An 18,474-nucleotide genomic window follows, 5' to 3' on the forward strand; every position below is an offset into this window, starting at 1 on the left:
GTTAGGAATCCGTCATTGCGCCGCTGGACGCGCCAGGCAGCACGCGGCGCCACAGGGCGCGCGCGCGATGGCGCAGGCGATCGAGATAGAGGTAGACAACCGGCGTCGTATAGAGCGTGAGCAACTGGCTCACGACCAGGCCGCCGATGATGGCAATGCCCAGCGGGCGGCGCAGCTCCGCGCCCATGCCCTGATCGAGCACGAGCGGCACCGCGCCGAACAGCGCGGCGCACGTCGTCATCATGATCGGGCGAAAGCGCATCACGCAGGCGGCGCGAATGGCCTCGGCGGGTGCAAGGTTCTGGGTGCGCTGGGCGTCGAGCGCGAAGTCGACCATCATGATCGCGTTCTTCTTGACGATGCCGATCAACAGGAACACGCCGATCAGCGCGATCACGGAGAACTCCGTGTTGGTCGCCAGCAGCGCGATCACCGCGCCCACACCCGCCGACGGCAGCGTCGACAGGATCGTGAGCGGATGCACATAGCTTTCGTACAGGATGCCGAGCACCGCATAGACCGCCAGCAGCGCCGCGCCGATCAGCAAGGGCATGGCGGACGCCGCCGCGAGCGCACTGCCCGCCGTGCCCGCGAAACCGCCGTGCACCGAGTTCGGCATATTGAGGTCTTTCACGGCCTGATCGACGGCGGCGGTGGCGTCGGCAAGCTGATAGCCCTGCGCGAGGTTGAACGAGATCGTCGCGGCCACGGCCTGGCCCTGGTGATTGACCGAGACCGGCGTGTGCGCCTCGACGAGCTTCGAGAACGCCGAAAGCGGCACCATCGTGCTGCTCGACGTGCTCACCGCCTGCCCCGTCGATACGCTGCCGCCCGTGCTGGTGGCAATCGAATTGGTCGCGGCATTCGTGCTCGCGCTGGAACTGCTGCCCGACGATGACGAAGACGACGATGAGGATGACGAAGTAACAGTACCCGAAACCGCATTGGTCGACGACGTGCCGCTAGCCGACGCCCCCGACGTGCTCACATAGATCTCGCCCAGTGACGAAGGATCCTGCAGCCACTTCGGCGCGATTTCCATGACCACGTGATACTGGTTCTGCTCCTTGTAGATCGTCGAGACCTCGCGCTCGCCGAACGCATCGTACAGCGTGGCGTCGATGGTATCGGGCGTGAGGCCGAAGCGCATCGCCGTCGCGCGGTCGACCACGACCTTCGCGGAAAGCCCGCCATTCTGCTGATCGGAGCTGACATCGGCGAGCGCCGGCACGCGCTTGAGCGCATCGGTCAGGCGCGTCGCCCAGAGCTGAACCTGCGCCGTGTCGTCGCCCTGCAAGGTGTACTGGAACTGCGCGAAGCTCTGCCGCCCGCCCACCATCAAGTCCTGGCGCGGGAACATCATCAGTTGCGCACCCGGAATCGCGGCGAGCTTCTGGCGCAGGCGCGCCATCACCACGAACGCCGAATCCTTGCGTTCGTCGAGCGGCTTGAGCGTGACGCTCGTGAACGCCTGGTTGGTGCCGTGGCCGCCCGTGAAGCCCACCACCGTCTGCACGGCGGGATCGGCCTTCACGATGGCGAGCGCCTGCTTCACCTTCCCGCTCATCGCCTGGAACGAGATGCTTTGATCGGCCATCATGCCGCCGCCCATCAGGCCGCTGTCCTGCTGCGGGAAAAGGCTCTTGGGCACGACCGCGTACAACACGACGTTGAGCGCAACCGTGGCGACCAGGGTGGCCAGCACCAGCGCCGGATGGCGCAATGCCGCGCCCAGCGAGCGCGCATATAGCTGCTCCGCCGCATCGAAGCCGCGGCCGAGCGCATCGCTCGCACGGGCGCAAAGACGCGTGAAGCGATTGTCCTTGCGCGGCTTCGACCCATCGTCATGCCCACCGCGCAGCAGCAACGCGCAGAGCGTGGGCGTGGTCGTGAGCGCGAGCACCATCGACACCGCAATCGAGATCGACAGCACGATCGCGAATTCGCGGAAGATCCGCCCGACGAGTCCGCCCATCAGCAGGATCGGCAGGAACACGGCAATCAGCGACACGCTCATCGATATGACCGTGAAGCTCACCTCTTTTGCCCCTGCAAATGCGGCCTCGAAACGCGATGCGCCGCGCTCGCGATGGCGCTGGATGTTCTCCAGCACGACGATCGCATCGTCGACGACGAAGCCGGTCGCAATCGTCAGCGCCATTAGCGAGAGATTGTCGAGGCTGTAGCCGAACAGTTTCATCGCGCCGAAGGTGCCGAGGATGGACACCGGCACCGTCACCGCGGGAATCAGCGTCGCGCGCACGTTGCGCAGGAACGCCAGCACCACGAGCACGACCAGCACCACCGCGATGATGAGCGTGCGCTCGGTGTGCGAGAGCGAGGCGCGGATCGTGCTGCTGCGGTCGTCGGAAAGCGTGACTTCGGTGCCGGGCGGCAGTGCGGCCTCCAGTTGCGGCAGCACGGACTTCACGCGGTCGACCACGTCGACGATATTGCCGCCCGGCTGCTTGAAGATCCACAGCATGACAGCGGGCTTGCCGTTGACATAGCCCACGTTGCGCAGGCTCTCGACCGAGTCGTTCACCTGCGCGACATCGCGCAGGAACACCGGGCGATTGTTGCGCCACGCGACCACCAGATTGCGATATTCGTCGGCGCGTTCGGCCTGGTCGTTGGCGTAAAGCTGCCAGCGCAGCGCGCCGTCGCTGACCATGCCCTTCGCGCTGTCCGCGTTCGCGGCCGAGAGCGCGGCGCGCACGTCCTCAAGGCCAATGCCGTATTTGAAGAGCGCGCCCGCATTCAGTTCGACGCGCACAGCGGGCAGCGAGCTGCCGTTGAGGTCGACGTTGCCGATGCCGTCGATCTGCATGAGCCGCTGCTGCAGCACGGTCGCCGCGCTGTCGTAAAGCTGGCCCGGCGTGAGCGTCTTCGAGGTGAGCGAGACGATCAGGATGGGCGCGTCCGCGGGATTGAACTTGCGATAGGTCGGGTTCGACTTGAGCGCGCTTGGCAGGTCGGCGCGCGCGGCGTTGATCGCCGCCTGCACGTCGCGCGCGGCGCCGTCGATATCGCGGTCGAGGCCGAATTGCAGGATCACGTCAGTGGAGCCGACGCTGCTCTGCGAGGTCATTTCCGTGACGTCGGCGATCTGGCCCAGGTGGCGTTCGAGCGGCGCGGCCACGGTCGCGGCCATCGTCTCGGGGCTGGCGCCCGACATCTGCGCCTGCACGCGAATAGTCGGAAAGTCCACGGCAGGCAGCGGCGCGACCGGCAGGTGGCCGAACGCCAGCGCACCGGCCACGGCGATCGCCATCGTCATCAGAATCGTCGCGACGGGCCGGCGAATGAAGATCGCGCTCAGGTTCATGATGCGCCCCGCTGCGCGTCGTTCAGCGTCCAGCCGCGCGCGCGCAGCCACGCCGCCATGCGCTCCATCGCCAGATAGACGGCGGGCGTGGTGAACAGCGTGAGCGCCTGGCTAAAGACCAGGCCGCCGATCATCGCGATCCCCAGCGGATGGCGCAGCTCCGACCCGCTGCCGGTGCCGAGCGCCAGCGGCACGGCGGCGATCAGCGCGGCCATCGTCGTCATGAGGATCGGGCGCAGGCGCAGCAGGCACGCGCGATGGATCGCCTCGCGCGGCGTGAGGCCTTCGTCGCGTTCGGCGGCGAGCGCGAAGTCGATCATCATGATCGCGTTCTTCTTCACGATACCGATGAGCAGCACAATGCCGATCACGCCGATGATGTCGAGATCCGCGCCCGTGAGCACCATCGCCAGCAGCGCCCCGACGCCCGCGGAAGGCAGCGTCGACAGAATCGTGAGCGGATGCACGAAGCTCTCATAGAGCACGCCCAGCACCACGTACATCACGAGCACGGCCGCGAGCACCAGGTACAGCTCGCTCGACAGCGACGACTGGAAGGCTTCAGTTGCGCCCTGGAAGCGCGTCTCGAAGCTGTCCGGCAACGCGACCGTCGCCTCCGCGCGCTTGACGGCCTGCACCGCTGCGCCGAGCGACGCGCCCTTCGCCAGGTTGAACGAGATCGTCGTGGCCGGGAACTGGCCCAGATGCGAAATCTGGATCGGCTTCTTGCTGGTGACGATGCGCGCGATGGCCGACAGCGGCACCTGGCCGTTGGTCGCCGTGGACGACGGCAGGTAGATCGAATCGAACGCGTTCAGGCCGCGCGCGAGCTTCGGATCGATCTCCATGATCACGCGCTTCTGGTCGGACTGCGTGAAGATCGTGCTGACGATCCGTTGTCCGAAGTTATCGTAGAGCGCATTGTCGATGGTCGCGAGCGTGATGCCGAAACGCGCCGCCGTCGCGCGGTCGACCTGCACCGTGGCCGCCAGGCCCGCGTCCTGAAGGTCGCTCGTGACATCGGCGAGTTCGGGTTGCTTGCGCAGCTCGGCGACGAGCTTCGGCGTCCACGTGCTGAGCGTATCCATCGACGGGTTGTCGAGCATGAACTGATACTGCGTCGCGCTCACCTGCGTGTCCACGCTCAGGTCTTGCACCGGCTGCATATGCAGCGCAATGCCCGCGACGTCGGCGGTTTCGCTTTGCAGGCGGCGGATGATCTCGCTGGCCGAGGCGCTGCGTTCGTCCTTCGGCTTCAGGTTGATCTGCATGCGGCCCATGTTGAGCGTCATGTTGCTGCCGTCCACGCCCACCGACGACGACAGGCTCACCACATCGGGATCCTTCAAGACCGCATCGGCAAGCTGCGTCTGCAATGCGCTCATGCGCTCGAACGAGATCGATTGCGAGGCTTCGGTAATGCCCTGGATCACGCCCGTGTCCTGGGTCGGGAAGAAGCCCTTGGGGATCAGCACGTAAAGCGCCGCCGTGAGCGCGAACGTGCCCACCGCCACGGCAAGCGTGGCCTTTTCGTGGTCGAGCGCGAACGTCAGCGCGCGGTCGTAGTGCTTCATGACCGGTGCGAACCAGTCGCGGCCCTTCTTTTCAGGCTTGTTTTCGCTTTCATGCGAGACCGGGCGCAGCAGGCGCGCGCACAGCATCGGCACGAGCGTGAGCGACACGAGCGCGGAAATCACGATGGCGACCGCCAGCGTCACCGCGAACTCGTAAAAGAGCCGCCCGATCACGTCGCCCATGAACAGCAGCGGAATCAGCACGGCCAGCAGCGAGACCGTGAGCGAGATGATCGTGAAGCCGATCTCGCGCGAGCCCTTGAGCGCGGCGTCCAGCGGCTTCATGCCCGCTTCCACGTGGCGGCTGATGTTTTCGATCACGACAATGGCGTCGTCGACGACGAAGCCCGTCGCAATCGTCAGCGCCATCAGCGACAGGTTGTCGAGGCTGAAACCCCACAGGTACATCGCCGCGAACGTGCCCACCAGCGAGAGCGGCACGGACAGGCTCGGGATCAGCGTCGCGGGCACATTGCGCAGGAACACGAAAATCACCATCACCACCAGCGCGACCGCAAGCGCCAGCTCGAACTGCACGTCTTTCACCGAGGCGCGGATCGTGGTCGTGCGGTCGGTCAGCAGCGCGACGTGCACCGACGAAGGCAGGTCGCGCGTGAGCGCGGGCAGCATCGCCTTGATCGCGTCCGCGACCTTGATGACGTTCGCGCCGGGCTGGCGCTGCACGTTCAGCAGGATCGCGGGCGTGTCGTTGCTCCACGCGGCCAGTTGCGAATTCTCCGCGCCCGCCACCACGTCGGCGACATCGCGCAGGCGCACGGGGCGGCCGCTGCGATACGCGATCACGGTGTCCAGGTACTGCTGCGGATCCTCGATCTGGTCGTTCGAGTCGATCGTCCACGCGCGATGCGGGCCGTCGAGCGAACCCTTGGGCGCGTTCGTGTTGACGTTCGTGAGCGTGGTGCGCAGGTCGTCGACGTTCAGGCCATAGGCCGCGAGCGCGCGGATGTTCGGCCGCACGCGCACCGCGGGCTTGTGGCCGCCCGACAGCGTGACGAGACCCACGCCCGCCATCTGCGAGATCTTCTGCGCGATGCGCGTGTTGGTGAGCGCCTGCACGTCGGTGAGCGGCATCGTCGGCGACGTGATGGCGAGCGTGAGGATGGGCGAGTCGGCGGGATTGACCTTGGCGTAGACGGGCGGCGCGGGCAGGTCGCTCGGCAGCAGGCTGTCGGCGGCGTTGATGGCCGCCTGGACTTCCTGCTCGGCCACGTCCATCGACACGGCCAGGTCGAACTGCAGCGTGATGACCGATGCGCCCGCCGACGAATGCGAGGCCATCTGCTTGAGGCCCGCCATTTCGCCAAGCTGCTGTTCGAGCGGCGCGGTCACGGCGGACGTCATCACGTCGGGGCTCGCGCCCGGATAGAAGGTCTGCACCTGTATCGTCGTGTACTCGACCGAAGGCAGCGCGGAAAGCGGCAGGAAGCGCCACGCCACCAGGCCGACGACGAGCAGCGCCGCCATCAGCAGGGTCGTGGCGACGGGCCGCAGGATGAAGAGACGCGACGGATTCATGACTGCGGGCGGGCCTTCGTATCGGCGGCGGTTTTGGCCGTGTCCTTATCGGCGCTCTTATCGGCACCCTGCTTCGGCAGGCGGATCTTCGCGCCGTCGCTCAGATGATCGGCGCCATCGACGACCACGCGATCGCCCACCGCCAGCCCCGCCAGCACGGCGATACGGCCATCGGACGACGCGCCCGTGCGCACCTTGCGCAGCGACACGGTCTGGTTGTCGTTGACGCGATAGACGAAGGTGCCGGGCGTGCCCGTCTGCACCGCCTCGGACGGAATCGTCACCGCATCGTGCAGCGTATCGAGCAGCAGCGAGATATTGACGAACTGGTTCGGGAACAGTGCACCATCGGCGTTCTTGAACAGCGCGCGCAGCTTCACGGTGCCCGTGGTGGTGTCGATCTGGTTGTCGACCGTGTCGAGCTCGCCGTCCGCGAGCTTTTCGTCGCCCGCGCGGTCGTAGGCAGCCACCTGCAGGCGCGCGCCGCTCGCGAGGCGCTGGTTCAGGCGGCGCAGGTCGTCTTCGGGCAGCGTGAACACCACCGAGATCGGATCGGTTTCGGTCACGACGACCACGCCGTCCGTATCGGACGCCGTCACGTAGTTGCCGACATCGACCTGGCGCAGCCCCACGCGCCCGTCCACCGGCGACACGATGCGGCAGTAGACGAGGTTGAGCTGCTGCGCGTCCACCTGCGCCTGATCCGTGAGCACGGTGCCTTCGTATTCGCGCACGGTGGCTTCAGCGGTGTCGAGCGTCTGCTGCGCGACCGAATCGGTTTTCGCGAGGCGCTGGTAGCGCGCGAGGTCGAGGCGCGCGTTATCGAGCAGCGCCTTGTCCTTCACCACCTGGCCCTGATACTGCTTGAGCGCGACCTGGTACTGGCGCGGATCGACCTGCGCGAGCACATCGCCCTTCTTGACGTGCTGGCCTTCGCGGAAGTTGATCGATTGCAGGTAGCCGCTGATCTGCGACTTCACGGTCACGGTCGCGAGCGACGTGACCGTGCCGAGCGAGCTCAGGCGCACCGGCACGTCGCCGGTCGCGGCGGCGGCCACGCCGACCGCTTGCGCCTGGCCGCCCATCGCAGCGCCCGGGGCGCCCGGAGGGCCACCCGGGCCGCCGGGGAAGCCCCCAGCACTGCCAGAAGGCGCGCCATGCGGGCGCAGCGCGAACAGCGCGATCGCGCCCACGGCAGCGGCCAGCAGCACCCAGGGCAGGACGCGGCGACGCCGCGCGCGGCCCGGTTCGTTGGGCGCGTGCGGCTCGCGCACACCGGTTTCATCAGGAGTTTTGGGAGGCTCTACGCGCTTGTCCATGCCGTTCGCGATACGTGAATGAAGCCGCGAACGATACGGCATGGGCCGCATATCCTGTTGATTCTTAATGGAATCAACACAATATATCCAGATTGACACACGATATGCAGCCCGGCTGTTAATGAATTGTCGGACAATGTTTGCTGCTTTCAGGCGGCCTTCGCCGCGCCGTTTTTGCCATCCATCTGTCTGCCTTGAACAACGCCCCCATTCTCATCGTCGAAGACGACCCGGACATCAGCGCACCGCTCGCCCAGTTTCTGGGCGGCAAGGGTTACCGCACGCGCGTGGCCGGCAGCGCCGAGCAGGCGCTCGCGCTGCTCGCGCAGGAGAGCGCGGAACTCGTGCTGCTCGACGTGATGCTGCCGGGCATGGACGGGCTGGAGCTGTGCCGCCGCCTGCGCGCCTCGGGTGGCCCGCGCATCATCATGCTGACCGCGCTGATGGAGACGACCGACAAGGTGATCGGGCTGGAGCTGGGCGCGGACGACTACGTCGCCAAGCCCTTCGACCTGCGCGAACTGCTGGCGCGCATCCGCTCCGCGTTGCGGCGTCCGCCCAGCGGCGCGCCCGAGGCGGCCGCCTCGCCTGCCGCGCCTGCCGATAGCGCGCGCGACCCCGGCGCGGAACTCGTGATCGCGTTCAGCGGCTACACGTTCTATCCGTACCGCCGCTTCGTGCGCTCGCCCGCGGGGCTGCGCATTCCGCTCACCGGCGCGGAAACCGATCTGCTGCTGGTGTTCTGCCGCCAGCCCCGCCAGGTGCTGTCGCGCGAGGAGCTGATTGCGCTCACGCGCGGCAAGAATTTCCCGATCGCCACGCGCTCGATCGACCTGCTGGTGAGCCGCCTGCGCCGCAAGCTGAGCGGCGACGATCCGCTGGAAGAAACCATTCGCACCGTGCGCACGGACGGCTATGCCTTCCAGCCCGATGTCGTCTTCGAGTGATGCACGCCTGATGCGCCGTTTCCTCTCCGACCTCTTCTCCACCACGCTCGGGCAGATTCTCGCCATCATCGCGTGCTCGTCGGCGATCACGCTCGGCCTGTTCATCTTGCTGCTGTTCTACCCCGGCGGGCCGCCTACGCCGCCCTGGCCGTGGCCCGCAACCTATCGCATCGCCAATGCCGCGCGCCTGCTAGCGCAGACGCCCGTCGACGCCCGCGCGAAGACCGCGCTCACGTTGCAGTCGCCTGCCGTCTCGCTCGACGTGACTGCCCTGCCCGCGCGCTGCACGGTCAATACGCTCGACAACGGCGACCTCCAGCGCGCGCTGCAAGCCGAGTTGCACGACATCGGCGCGACCGTCAGCGTGCATTCGTGCGATTCGCGCAATCCGAACGCGACGATCCAGGTGCTGGTGCGCCTGCACGACGACGACGCGACCGTGCTGGAAGCGCGCACGCAGCGCAGCGGCCCCGAACCGCCGCGCCTCACGTTTCCCGTCATCGGCGCGCTGATCTTTCTGTGCGTGGGCGTGGCCGCCATGTCGGCCTGGGCCGTGTCGCGCGTGATCCGTCCGCTACGCCGTCTCGCCGATAAAGCCGAAGCCTTCGGCCGCGAGATCGCGCTCGCGCCCATCGAGGAGGAAGGCCCGGTCGAGATCCGCCGCGCCGCGCACGCGTTCAACCTCATGCAGGAACGCATCACGCATTCGCTGCACAACCGCACGCGCATGCTCGCGGCGGTGAGCCACGACCTGCGCACGCCGCTCACGCGCATGCGCCTGCAACTGGACACCAACGAGAGCGAGACCGTGCGCGACAAGCTGCGCAAGGACATCGACCTGATGCAGACGATGGTGTCGTCGGCGCTGGCGTTCCTGAGGACGGGCAACGATGACGAGAGCAAGGAATGGCTCGACCTGAGCGCGCTGATCGCGACGATCTGCGACGAGTACGAAGAGGCGGGCGCGGCGATCCGTTATGAAGGCCCGCGCCAGATCCGCTGTTTCTGCCGTCCCGACGGCATGCAGCGGGTGCTTGCGAACCTGATCGACAACGCGCTGCGCTTTGGCGAGACCGTGGTGGTGGTGGCCTCGGTGCGCGCCGAGACCATCCTGATCGACGTGAGCGACGACGGGCCGGGCATTCCCGAAACGCGGCTGCGCGACGTGCTCGAACCGTTCGTGCGGCTCGACCCCTCGCGCCGCGGGCAGCCCGGCAGCGTCGGCCTGGGCCTTGCGATCGTGCGCGATATCGTGCGCGCGCATGGCGGCGAACTGACACTGATTAACCGCCGCCCCGTTGGCTTGACGGCGCGCGTCGTCCTGCAGCAATCGGCGCACGACCGGCTCGCCGAAGGCTAGGCGCGATTGCGCCACGGCGGCGTCCAAGCCACACCAGGGCCGCCCGGCGCTGCGGCGAAACGCCTCGCCTGCCAGGCGTTGCCACCGTCGTCTTTGCCTGACGTTTTGCCGCTCATGCGTTACGATGCGCGCATGTCTTTGTCCGCCACCGCCCGTCGACGCTTCTCCGTATGGCTTGCCCTGCTTGCCATGTGGCTCGTCGTGATCGTGCCGGTGGCGAGCCAGCTGAGGGTCGCCGCCCAGGCCGCGACGCCCGATACCGCGAGCATTCTGTGCTCGGCGACGGCGGCGCACGACGCCACGTCCGTATCACACCTTCACGCCGACCGTCTCGCGGCTTGCGGCTATTGCACCCTGCTGGCGCATCAGCCCGCCATGCCCGCCCCGCCTGCCGCTGCGCTCGCGCTTGCCGCGCTCACGATGACGCCGGCAGCCGCACTGCCCACGACACAGCACATCCCCGCCGCCGCCTTCCCTTCGGGTCGGCCGCGCGCCCCACCTGCCAGCTCCCCTCTCTACGCCTGACATTGCGCGCTGCGTCGCGGTGCTTTCCTGTGCGCCGATTACGTGACGGTTGCGCACTCACCGTGCGCCGCCTGGTTTTGCCTGGTTACGCCTGCGTCGATGCGCCATGTCAGCTTCGTCACCCCACACGCTTTCCACTTCGATCAGGAGAACGATGATGTCTCGCAGCTTCCGCCAATTCGCCCTTGCCATGCCGCTCGCTATCGCGGCGCTTCCCGTTTTTGCCGCGCCGCCCGCCGCCGTGAAAGTGTCCGACTGCTGGGTTCGCTCGATGCCGGGCAGCGTGCCGTCGGGCGGCTATTTCAAGCTCACGAACACGAGCGCCAAGCCGGTCGACCTGACCGAAGTCAGCGCCGACGCCTTCGGCATGGCGATGCTGCACCAGTCGCAAAGCAACGGCAGCGCGTCGAAGATGGTCATGGTCGACAAGGCGACTGTGCCCGCCAACGGCACGCTCGCGTTCGCGCCGGGCGGCTATCACGTGATGTTCGAGGAAGCGAAAAAGCCGCTGACCGTCGGATCGACGATCCCGGTCGTCTTCGATTTCAGCGACGGCGCGAAGGTCACGGCGCAGTGCGCCGTCAAGAACGCAGCAGGCCAGTAACGCCCAGGCGCGACGCAGGCGCATCGGTCACGATCGAACGCAACGCGTCTGCGCCGTCCACGGCCGCGCTGCGTAGACGCGCCAGATCCGGCACGGGCCGCGCCAGCGCCAGATCGCGCGCAAACGCGGCTTCAAGCGTCTGCGCGATATCGAGCAGACGCGCGTCGCCGCGCATCGGGCCGATCATCTGGAGCCCGAACGGCATGCCCGCAGAATCGACGCCACACGGCAGCGACAGCGACGGATTCGTCAGCACGGTCACGATGTAGGTGAGCGCGACCCAGCGATAGTAGTTTTCGAGCCGCGTGCCGTCGATCGCCTCGCAATGCGGCGTCGTCCACTCAAACGGCGTCACGGGCGATACCGGCGACACGATCACGTCATAACGCGCGAAGTGCGCCTGAAACTGCCGATACAGCGCGGTGCGCTGCGTGTCGGCGCGTGCGACGTCGGCGAGCGTCAGTGCGCTGCCCATTTCATAGTTCGCGCGCGTATTCGCGCCCAGCGACGACGGATCGCGCTCGTAGGTCTCGCGCAGGCTGCCGACGAACTCCTGCGCACGCACCACGTCGAAGACGCGATGCGCCTCGCGCATGTCGAGCGCGATCGGTTCGCAATGGCCCACCAGCCGCGACAGCCGCGCGATCTTGTCCCTGAACGCCGCGCGAATCGAAGGATCGACCGCGCACGCGCCAAAGTCCTCCGTATAGCCGACGCGCAATGTCGCCGGATCGATGCGCGGCGCGGCGGCGAATGCATCGATACGCGCGCTGTAGCTGAGCGGATCGGCGGCGTCATGCCCGGCGAGCGCGGCCAGTTGCAGGCGCACATCGGCGATGCTGCGCCCCATCGGCCCGCTGACCCAGTTCGGCGCCCAGCCCAGCACGCGGCGTTCGGACGGCACAAGGCCTGGCGACGCCCTGAATCCCACCACGCCGCACAACGCTGCGGGAATACGCAGCGAGCCGCCCAGGTCTGAGCCCGTGGCAAGCGGCAGCATGCCAGTCGCCAGCGCAACCGCCGAGCCACCCGATGAACCGCCTGCGTTCAGGCGCGGGTCGAATGGATTGCCCGTCGCGCCCCAGACGGCGTTGCGCGTGTTCGCGCCCGCGCCCATTTCCGGCACGTTGGTTTTTGCAGCGACGATGGCCCCGGCCGCACGAAGCCTGGCGACGAAGAGGTTATCGGCGGCAGGCACATGGTCGCGATAAAGCGGCGAACCATACGTCGTCAGCAGCCCGGCCGTCTCTTCCAGATCCTTCACGCCGATCGGCAAACCGTGCAGCAAGCCGGTCGCCTCGCCGCGCGCGACGGCCTGTTCCGCGCGTTGCGCCTCGCTGCGTGCGCGCTCGAACGCGGTGGCCGCGAGCGCGTTGACGGCGGGCTCGATGGCTTCGATGCGCGCAAGGCACGCATCGAGCAATTCGACCGGCGACAACTCGCCCTGACCGATCAAGCGGCGCGCCTCGACGGCGGATAAATCAGGCAGCGCAGCGGACATGCGGATCCTTGAAGACAGCGCGTCGCACGCGTGCGCCGGCCATCACGCCGCCAGCGCGCGCGCAGATTGATCGACGCACGCGACGATGGCATCGCGCGTATTGAGCAGGTGCACGCGCGTCTGCTCATGCACGGCGGCGGTGTCGCGCGCGCGCCAGGCCGTGAGCAGTTGCGCGTGCTCGTCGTTGTTGCTCGCCATGATGTCGGGCTGCACGTAGAGCGACAGCGACACATAAGGGCGCGCCAGCAGCGAAAGCCCGCGCACCACCTCGAACAGACGCGTTTCGCTTTCGCATTGCATCAGGTGCTGATGGAAGTCCTCGTTGAGCAAGGCCCACTGTCCCGACCCAGGCGTCACCGCGCTCATGGCTTCGTGGCTCGCCTGCGCGGCGTCGATCTGTTCGGCGCTCGCATGCAGACACGCGCGTGCGGCCAGCATCGGCTCCAGCATCATGCGCAACTCGTAGATCTCGCTGACGTCGCCCGCCGTCAGGCCGCGCACTTCGACGCCCTTGTTCGGGTCGATCGCGACGAGCCCCTCGGCGCGCAGATCGCGGAATGCCTCGCGCACCGGCGTCGTGCTCACGCCCAGGCGCTTCGCTACCTCCTCCTGACGCAGCCGCGTGCCCGCCGCGTACACACCCTGCAATATCTCCGCGCGCAGCGTGCCGAGGACATATTCCTGAATCGTGCGATACGGTCTGGCCATGATGTGTCGTCTCCCGGATTGATTTTCTGTGCGGCGTTCCCGCTATGCCGTAGCTTCCGCGCTGGCTGGCGGCGCTAGCTCGCGACGTGCGCCGATTACCTGCTCGATCCAAGCGGCCACACGCAGTGTCGCGAGGTCTTCGCCGAACGCGCCGATCGTCTGGAAACCGAGCGGCAGGCCGCTTGCGCTCCAACCCGACGGCACCGTCACCGCAGGCACGCCCAGCAGGCTCCACGGCGCGCAGAAAGTAGGGTCGCCGGTATCGTCGAGCCCTTCGGGCGCTGTGCCCGTAGCCGGCACGCTCACGAGCGCATCGCAGCCCGCCATCAGTTCGGCCGAGCGCGCACGTAGTTGCGCCTGCAACGAAAGTGCAGCCTCATAGCGCGCTTGCGGCATGGCGGCTCCTTCGTCGATCAGCGAACGCATATGAGCGCTGAGCTGGTCGCGATGATCGCGCGCTTCGGCCGCCACCGCATGGCCTGCTTCCACACGCAGAATGACCTGCAAGGCATCGACAATCTGCGCAAGGTCGGCGTCGAATTCGATCTCCGTCACGACGGCGCCCGCAGCACGCAAACGCGCGAGTGACGTTTCGAAATTCGCTTTCTGCTCGTCCTGCAAGCGTTCATCGAACGGCGTGCGCACGACGCCCAGACGCGGTGGCGCGCCCAGCGGCGCGAACCACGTGCGCCACGCCTGGACGCTGTCGACGGCGTCGGCACGCTTCGCCACGAATAGCGCATGGGCCAGCGCGGCCACTTCCACGTCGCGGGCAAAGAAACCGATGTGATCGAGCGACGCCGCGAGTGCATGCACGCCTTCGCGCGAAATCGTGCCGTAGCTCGGCTTGTAGCCCACCGCGCCGCAATAGGCGGCGGGCCGGATCACCGAGCCCACCGTCTGCGTGCCGAGCGCAAGCGCCACAATGCCCGCCCCCACCGACGCCGCCGAGCCGCTCGACGAGCCGCCTGGCGTGTGGCCCTCGCGCCAGGGATTCACCGTCGGCCCAGGCTGCCGCCACGCGAATTCGGTCGTCACCGTCTTGCCGAACACGAGCGCGCCCAGTGCGCGCAACTGCGCGACGACCGGCGCGTCGGCCTGCGGGCGATGGCTACGCCAGATCGGCGAACCGTACGACGTGGGCATGTCCGCCGTATCGATCAGGTCTTTCACGCCGACGGGCAAGCCCGCAAGCGGCGCGCAGGCGTCGGGCTCGACATACGAATCCGGCCGGTACGTGAAAGCGCGCAACGACGGTTCGAGCACCTCGGCACGCGCTACCGCGGCGTCGATGCGTGCGCGGGTCGCGGCCACGTTGCCGCGCTGCTCGATCAGCGTCGTTACGAACGACGGTCTGGCTTCGTTCATCCTGTTCGTTCCATTCGAGGCGTCCGCGCAAAACGCGGACGCGATGTTTGCTTCGCCATGCTTACTTCTTCGCCGCCGACGCTGCAAACGAATTGTCGACGGCGCTCGCATACGTCACGCTGCCCGGCTTGATATTGCCGATCGACTCCTGCAAGTCCAGCGCGTTGCGAAACGCCTGCTCGGAAATCTCGGGCGTCGGCGCGTAGATGTTCTGGTCGATCAAACGCCCCACCGCCGCATCGACGATCTTCGCGTCGAGCGAGGGAAACTCGGACTTCGCCACCGCCTTGGCCGTTTCCGGCGACTGATGGATGAGCGCCTCCGCTTCGCCAATCGACTTCACGAAAGCGGCCACCATCTGCGGCTTGTCCTTGATGGTCGACGCCAGCGTGTCGATGGTCGAGAACGCATAGCCGCCGGGATACGCCTTCGGGAAGCCATACACGACCTTGTAGCCCTGCGCGATGCCGGTATCGGCCTGCGGCTCATAGACCGCGGCCGCCTGGCTGCGGCCCGCGCTCACGGGTGCAAGCTCGGTGCCAAGCTGCACCGTATTGAGCGACACCTTCTCGATCTTCTGATCCTTGATGAGGCGTTGCAGCAGGTACGTGCTGGTCGATGGCGGCAACGCCGTGGCCACGCTCTTGCTCGACATGTCGCCGGGCTGATGCACGCCCGCATCGGGCGGCGCGATCACCCACACCGGCACGCCCGCGACCACGTTCGCCACGGCCATCACGTTCGCGCCCTTGAGGTTGGCGAGCACGGCCGTCATCGGATCCTGCAGCGAAAAGTCCGCATGGCCGCCGATCACCGCCGCCACGCCCGCCGCGCCGCTGCCCGCCGTCACCTTCTTCACGTCCAGGCCGTTCTTCGCGAAGATGCCCTTGTCGATCGCCACGTAGAGCGGCAAATACTGGATCGACTGGAACGCCTGATAGACCGTCACTGGCTCCGCCGCCTGCGCGCCAGCCTGCACGCTCAAACCCGTCACTGCTGCCGCCAATGCAATCGCGCTTACTCGTTTCATCGTGATGCCTTCCATGAAATGACCTTTGCTTCCGTGAATTGAACGATCCAGCCCAGCAGCGTCGCCATCAGCGTGAGCACGATAATGCCGAGCCACACCGTATTCAGGTCGAACAGCGACCCCGCGACGAACACCTCGTGACCGAGCCCGGCCTGCGAAGCGATGTACTCGCCCACCACCGCACCGATCAACGCAAAGCCGATATTCACGCGCAGCGTCGAGAACACCCACGGCAACGCGCCGGGCACGATCAGCTTCGTGAAGATCATCCAGGGCTTCGCATTGAAGGAGCGGAACAGATTGAGCAGATCCTTGTCGACTTCGCGCGCGGCGGCGCACGAGGAAATCATCGCCACGGCAAACGTGGAAATGCCCGCGAGCCAGACCTTCGACGTCATGTCCGAACCGAACCAGATCACGATGAGCGGCCCGAGCGCGATCTTCGGAATACTGTTCAGGATCACTGACAACCCTTCAGCCACGCCTGAAACACGCGGCACGAACCAGAGCAGCAACCCGAGCCCGATGCCCAGGCCGCTGCCCACCACGAGGCCCACGACGGTCTCATAGAGCGTCACGAGCGTATCGGGCACCAGCGTGCCGCCGTTGAAACCTTGCTGCGCGGCCAGCCAGATGCCGGCGGGCGAGCCGAGCAGCTTGCCGTTGATCCAGCCCGCCGACACCGCCACCTGCCAGAGCGCGATCAGCGCAATGACGATGAGCGCCACAGCGCCCGTGGTGCCGAGACTGACCGCGCGACGCGGCTTCGCGCGCCGGCGCTGCGGCGCTGGAGAGGAAATCGCGACGTCGCTCATGCTGGGGCTCCCGCGTGCTGGATGGTGTGGCTGCGCAGTCCGTTCCAGACGCGCGAATGGAAAGTGCGAAACTCGGGCGCTTCGCGCGCGGACACCGCCGTGCGCGGGCCGTGGGTGGTGAGGCGCACGTCGATATCGTCTTCGATGCGCGCCGGGCGGCCGCCCAGCAGGATCACGCGGTCGCTCATGGCGATCGCTTCCTCGATATCGTGCGTGACGAGCACGACGCTCGTGCCGCTCTGCTCGCGCAACGCCATGACATCGTCTTCCAGCGCGAGGCGCGTTTCGTAGTCGAGCGCGGAAAACGGCTCGTCGAGCAGCACGAGCGTGGGATCGACCAGCAGCGTGCGGGTGAGCGCCACGCGCTGGCGCATGCCGCCGGAAAGCGAATGCGGATAGGCGTCAGCGACCGCAGCGAGGCCGTAGCGCGACAGCATCTGGCGCGCACGTTCGTAATCGGCGGGCTTGACCTTGCGATACAGCTCGATGCCGAGCACCGCATTTTGCAGCACCGTGCGCCAGGGCATCAGCAGGTCTTTCTGCAACATATAGGCAATGCGCCCGGCGCTGCCGTCTGCGCGTGCGCCTGCGCTGATGTGGCCCGACTGCGGCTTGATCAGGCCGGAAACGAGATTGAAAAGCGTACTCTTGCCCGCGCCGCTGCGGCCGACGATCGATACGATCTCGCCGCTGCGCACGCTGAAATCGAGGCGCTCGAAGATCGGCACGTCGACACCATCGGCAGTACGAAACGAATGGCTGAGCTGCTGAACCTTCAGGCGGTCCGTTCCCGACGTATACGTCGATGCATTTTCCCCTGCGACAGGGGATGCAATGGCAGAGACACTCATGGGCATCCTCATCGGTACGTGGCGTACATTTGCGCTGTGCACAACGCATAATGCACAGTCAAAAAAACGCGACGCAAGGGAAAAAATAATTCCCGCGCAATCGGGAATTACCTGCACGGTGATGGTGCGGTGAGTGTCTGTTCGGGGTGCGCGGGCGCGATGGAGGTGCGGGTTGGGGTGGGTTTTGGTGCGGACGGGGGTGGTGTTGCGTAGGGGCTATCTGGATTGTTGCGCTTCGCGTTTGTTTTTGCGCATTTCGGGTGTGAGGTAGGGATAGTCTCGGGATAAATAGATACTCTCCAGCCGCTGCACTGTGCCGGGAGGATCAGTCCTCGACCACCTGAGATAGGTCACAACGACGTCAACGGGAAAGCGGCTATGTTGCGTCTCCTTGGCACGATACCTGTATGAAATGACCGTTCCTGTTGGCGTAAGCTGGATTCCATCCGCAGGCAATCTGTTTTTCTTCCCAGCTGTATCGACCCAGAAGTCCTCGACCTGAATAGTTTGTTTGATTTCGTCAATTGAGATCCCTTCAACGGATTTTCTGAAGAACAGGTCAAAACTGTAGGGAACAGCGGATACATTGAGTCTGTCGTCCGCCAGATCGAGCGGATCGTCTCTTTTTTCTATTTCAATATCTGAATTTGGTATCTCTTTATTTGAGAATATAAATTTCTCACATATCATTGATTCACACAAATTTCTTCTATCAATAAATTTACCAAACGCTACGTTTCCTTCGAATCCATGTGCGTCATCCCGGAGTGTTTTCATAGCCTCATCTATTGCATTCAACACTGCGACCTTCCCTGACCGCGTGAGTTTTCTATCCATTGCCGTTGACTCCAATCCGCCTGATATTTTGCTCGCAGTAACTTGTGCAAACGCCGGGATTGAGGACAAAAGTATGGTCAGGGTCGTGCCAGAATTGATCAACTGCATTCTTAGTCGCATAGAATTCACACGTGTACGCATAGTCTTAATACGATTGAATACTTCAATTAA

Annotated in this window: 14 protein-coding genes; 4 read left to right on the forward strand and 10 right to left on the reverse strand. The window is 65.8% G+C overall.

Features of this window, described 5'->3' with window-relative positions; translation table 11 throughout:
- Position 1: 1 nt before the first annotated feature.
- From BBA01S_RS20330 to BBA01S_RS41920, 3 genes are read right to left on the reverse strand one after another with little or no spacing between them, the layout of a single operon-like run.
- On the reverse strand, positions 2–3,328 hold the full coding sequence (locus BBA01S_RS20330) for an efflux RND transporter permease subunit (protein ID WP_027818070.1): 3,327 nt from the start codon (positions 3,326–3,328) through the stop codon (positions 2–4).
- Positions 3,325–6,438 (reverse strand): MdtB/MuxB family multidrug efflux RND transporter permease subunit, encoded by a 3,114-nt coding sequence (locus BBA01S_RS20335; protein ID WP_027818071.1) that lies wholly within the window; start codon positions 6,436–6,438, stop codon positions 3,325–3,327. Before BBA01S_RS20335 ends, BBA01S_RS20330 begins: the two co-directional genes overlap by 4 nt.
- Positions 6,435–7,757, reverse strand: coding sequence for an MdtA/MuxA family multidrug efflux RND transporter periplasmic adaptor subunit (locus BBA01S_RS41920; RefSeq protein ID WP_042297624.1), 1,323 nt, complete (start codon positions 7,755–7,757; stop codon positions 6,435–6,437). Before BBA01S_RS41920 ends, BBA01S_RS20335 begins: the two co-directional genes overlap by 4 nt.
- 194 nt (positions 7,758–7,951) lie before the next feature.
- Here BBA01S_RS41920 and BBA01S_RS20345 point away from each other — a divergent pair, with 194 nt between their 5' ends.
- The 4 genes from BBA01S_RS20345 (at position 7,952) to BBA01S_RS20365 (ending at position 11,193) form a co-directional block, all read left to right on the forward strand.
- Entirely contained in the window at positions 7,952–8,704 is a 753-nt protein-coding gene (locus tag BBA01S_RS20345) for a response regulator transcription factor (RefSeq protein ID WP_027818072.1), read from the forward strand.
- A complete protein-coding gene (locus BBA01S_RS41925) occupies positions 8,688–10,064 on the forward strand; it encodes an ATP-binding protein (protein WP_245641538.1) in 1,377 nt (458 codons plus the stop codon). The genes BBA01S_RS20345 and BBA01S_RS41925 overlap by 17 nt, the downstream gene beginning before the upstream one ends.
- Positions 10,065–10,196: 132 nt before the next feature.
- Positions 10,197–10,589: a DUF2946 domain-containing protein gene (locus BBA01S_RS20360; RefSeq protein WP_084162374.1), complete on the forward strand. Its 393-nt coding sequence runs from the start codon at positions 10,197–10,199 to the stop codon at positions 10,587–10,589.
- A gap of 154 nt (positions 10,590–10,743) precedes the next feature.
- Complete coding sequence (locus tag BBA01S_RS20365; RefSeq protein ID WP_245641539.1) at positions 10,744–11,193, forward strand: copper chaperone PCu(A)C; 450 nt, start codon at positions 10,744–10,746, stop codon at positions 11,191–11,193.
- On the opposite strand, the gene BBA01S_RS20370 is transcribed toward BBA01S_RS20365, so the two are convergent.
- From BBA01S_RS20370 to BBA01S_RS46890, 7 genes are all read right to left on the reverse strand, one after another.
- Positions 11,171–12,694, reverse strand: coding sequence for an amidase (locus BBA01S_RS20370; protein ID WP_042297584.1), 1,524 nt, complete (start codon positions 12,692–12,694; stop codon positions 11,171–11,173). The genes BBA01S_RS20365 and BBA01S_RS20370 overlap by 23 nt on opposite strands.
- A 42-nt stretch (positions 12,695–12,736) precedes the next feature.
- Positions 12,737–13,402: a GntR family transcriptional regulator gene (locus tag BBA01S_RS20375; RefSeq protein WP_027818076.1), complete on the reverse strand. Its 666-nt coding sequence runs from the start codon at positions 13,400–13,402 to the stop codon at positions 12,737–12,739.
- A gap of 42 nt (positions 13,403–13,444) precedes the next feature.
- Positions 13,445–14,770 (reverse strand): amidase, encoded by a 1,326-nt coding sequence (locus BBA01S_RS41930; protein ID WP_052391812.1) that lies wholly within the window; start codon positions 14,768–14,770, stop codon positions 13,445–13,447.
- A gap of 61 nt (positions 14,771–14,831) precedes the next feature.
- The gene (locus BBA01S_RS20385) at positions 14,832–15,800 is read right to left on the reverse strand and encodes an ABC transporter substrate-binding protein (protein ID WP_042297627.1); all 969 of its coding nucleotides are present in this window, start codon (positions 15,798–15,800) and stop codon (positions 14,832–14,834) included.
- A complete protein-coding gene (locus tag BBA01S_RS20390) occupies positions 15,797–16,615 on the reverse strand; it encodes an ABC transporter permease (protein ID WP_027818078.1) in 819 nt (272 codons plus the stop codon). Before BBA01S_RS20390 ends, BBA01S_RS20385 begins: the two co-directional genes overlap by 4 nt.
- Entirely contained in the window at positions 16,612–17,466 is an 855-nt protein-coding gene (locus BBA01S_RS20395) for an ABC transporter ATP-binding protein (RefSeq protein WP_027818079.1), read from the reverse strand. Before BBA01S_RS20395 ends, BBA01S_RS20390 begins: the two co-directional genes overlap by 4 nt.
- Positions 17,467–17,682: 216 nt before the next feature.
- Entirely contained in the window at positions 17,683–18,411 is a 729-nt protein-coding gene (locus BBA01S_RS46890) for a CBS domain-containing protein (RefSeq protein WP_156966005.1), read from the reverse strand.
- Between the last annotated feature and the right edge of the window lie 63 nt (positions 18,412–18,474).

It is taken from the genome of Paraburkholderia bannensis NBRC 103871, assembly GCF_000685015.1.
In the GTDB taxonomy this organism is placed as follows: Bacteria; Pseudomonadota; Gammaproteobacteria; order Burkholderiales; family Burkholderiaceae; genus Paraburkholderia; species Paraburkholderia bannensis.

Bases quoted from the DNA above. Each gene is read 5' to 3' on its own strand.
- BBA01S_RS20335 (WP_027818071.1), bottom strand. From the start codon at position 6,438: ATGAATCCGTCGCGTCTCTTCATCCTGCGGCCCGTCGCCACGACCCTG.
- BBA01S_RS41920 (WP_042297624.1), bottom strand. From the start codon at position 7,757: ATGGACAAGCGCGTAGAGCCTCCCAAAACTCCTGATGAAACCGGTGTG.
- BBA01S_RS20370 (WP_042297584.1), bottom strand. From the start codon at position 12,694: ATGTCCGCTGCGCTGCCTGATTTATCCGCCGTCGAGGCGCGCCGCTTG.
- BBA01S_RS41930 (WP_052391812.1), bottom strand. From the start codon at position 14,770: ATGAACGAAGCCAGACCGTCGTTCGTAACGACGCTGATCGAGCAGCGC.
- BBA01S_RS20395 (WP_027818079.1), bottom strand. From the start codon at position 17,466: ATGAGTGTCTCTGCCATTGCATCCCCTGTCGCAGGGGAAAATGCATCG.
- BBA01S_RS20390 (WP_027818078.1), bottom strand. From the start codon at position 16,615: ATGAGCGACGTCGCGATTTCCTCTCCAGCGCCGCAGCGCCGGCGCGCG.
- BBA01S_RS20385 (WP_042297627.1), bottom strand. From the start codon at position 15,800: ATGAAACGAGTAAGCGCGATTGCATTGGCGGCAGCAGTGACGGGTTTG.
- BBA01S_RS20330 (WP_027818070.1), bottom strand. From the start codon at position 3,328: ATGAACCTGAGCGCGATCTTCATTCGCCGGCCCGTCGCGACGATTCTG.
- BBA01S_RS20360 (WP_084162374.1), top strand. From the start codon at position 10,197: ATGTCTTTGTCCGCCACCGCCCGTCGACGCTTCTCCGTATGGCTTGCC.
- BBA01S_RS20375 (WP_027818076.1), bottom strand. From the start codon at position 13,402: ATGGCCAGACCGTATCGCACGATTCAGGAATATGTCCTCGGCACGCTG.
- BBA01S_RS46890 (WP_156966005.1), bottom strand. From the start codon at position 18,411: ATGCAGTTGATCAATTCTGGCACGACCCTGACCATACTTTTGTCCTCA.
- BBA01S_RS20365 (WP_245641539.1), top strand. From the start codon at position 10,744: ATGATGTCTCGCAGCTTCCGCCAATTCGCCCTTGCCATGCCGCTCGCT.
- BBA01S_RS41925 (WP_245641538.1), top strand. From the start codon at position 8,688: ATGTCGTCTTCGAGTGATGCACGCCTGATGCGCCGTTTCCTCTCCGAC.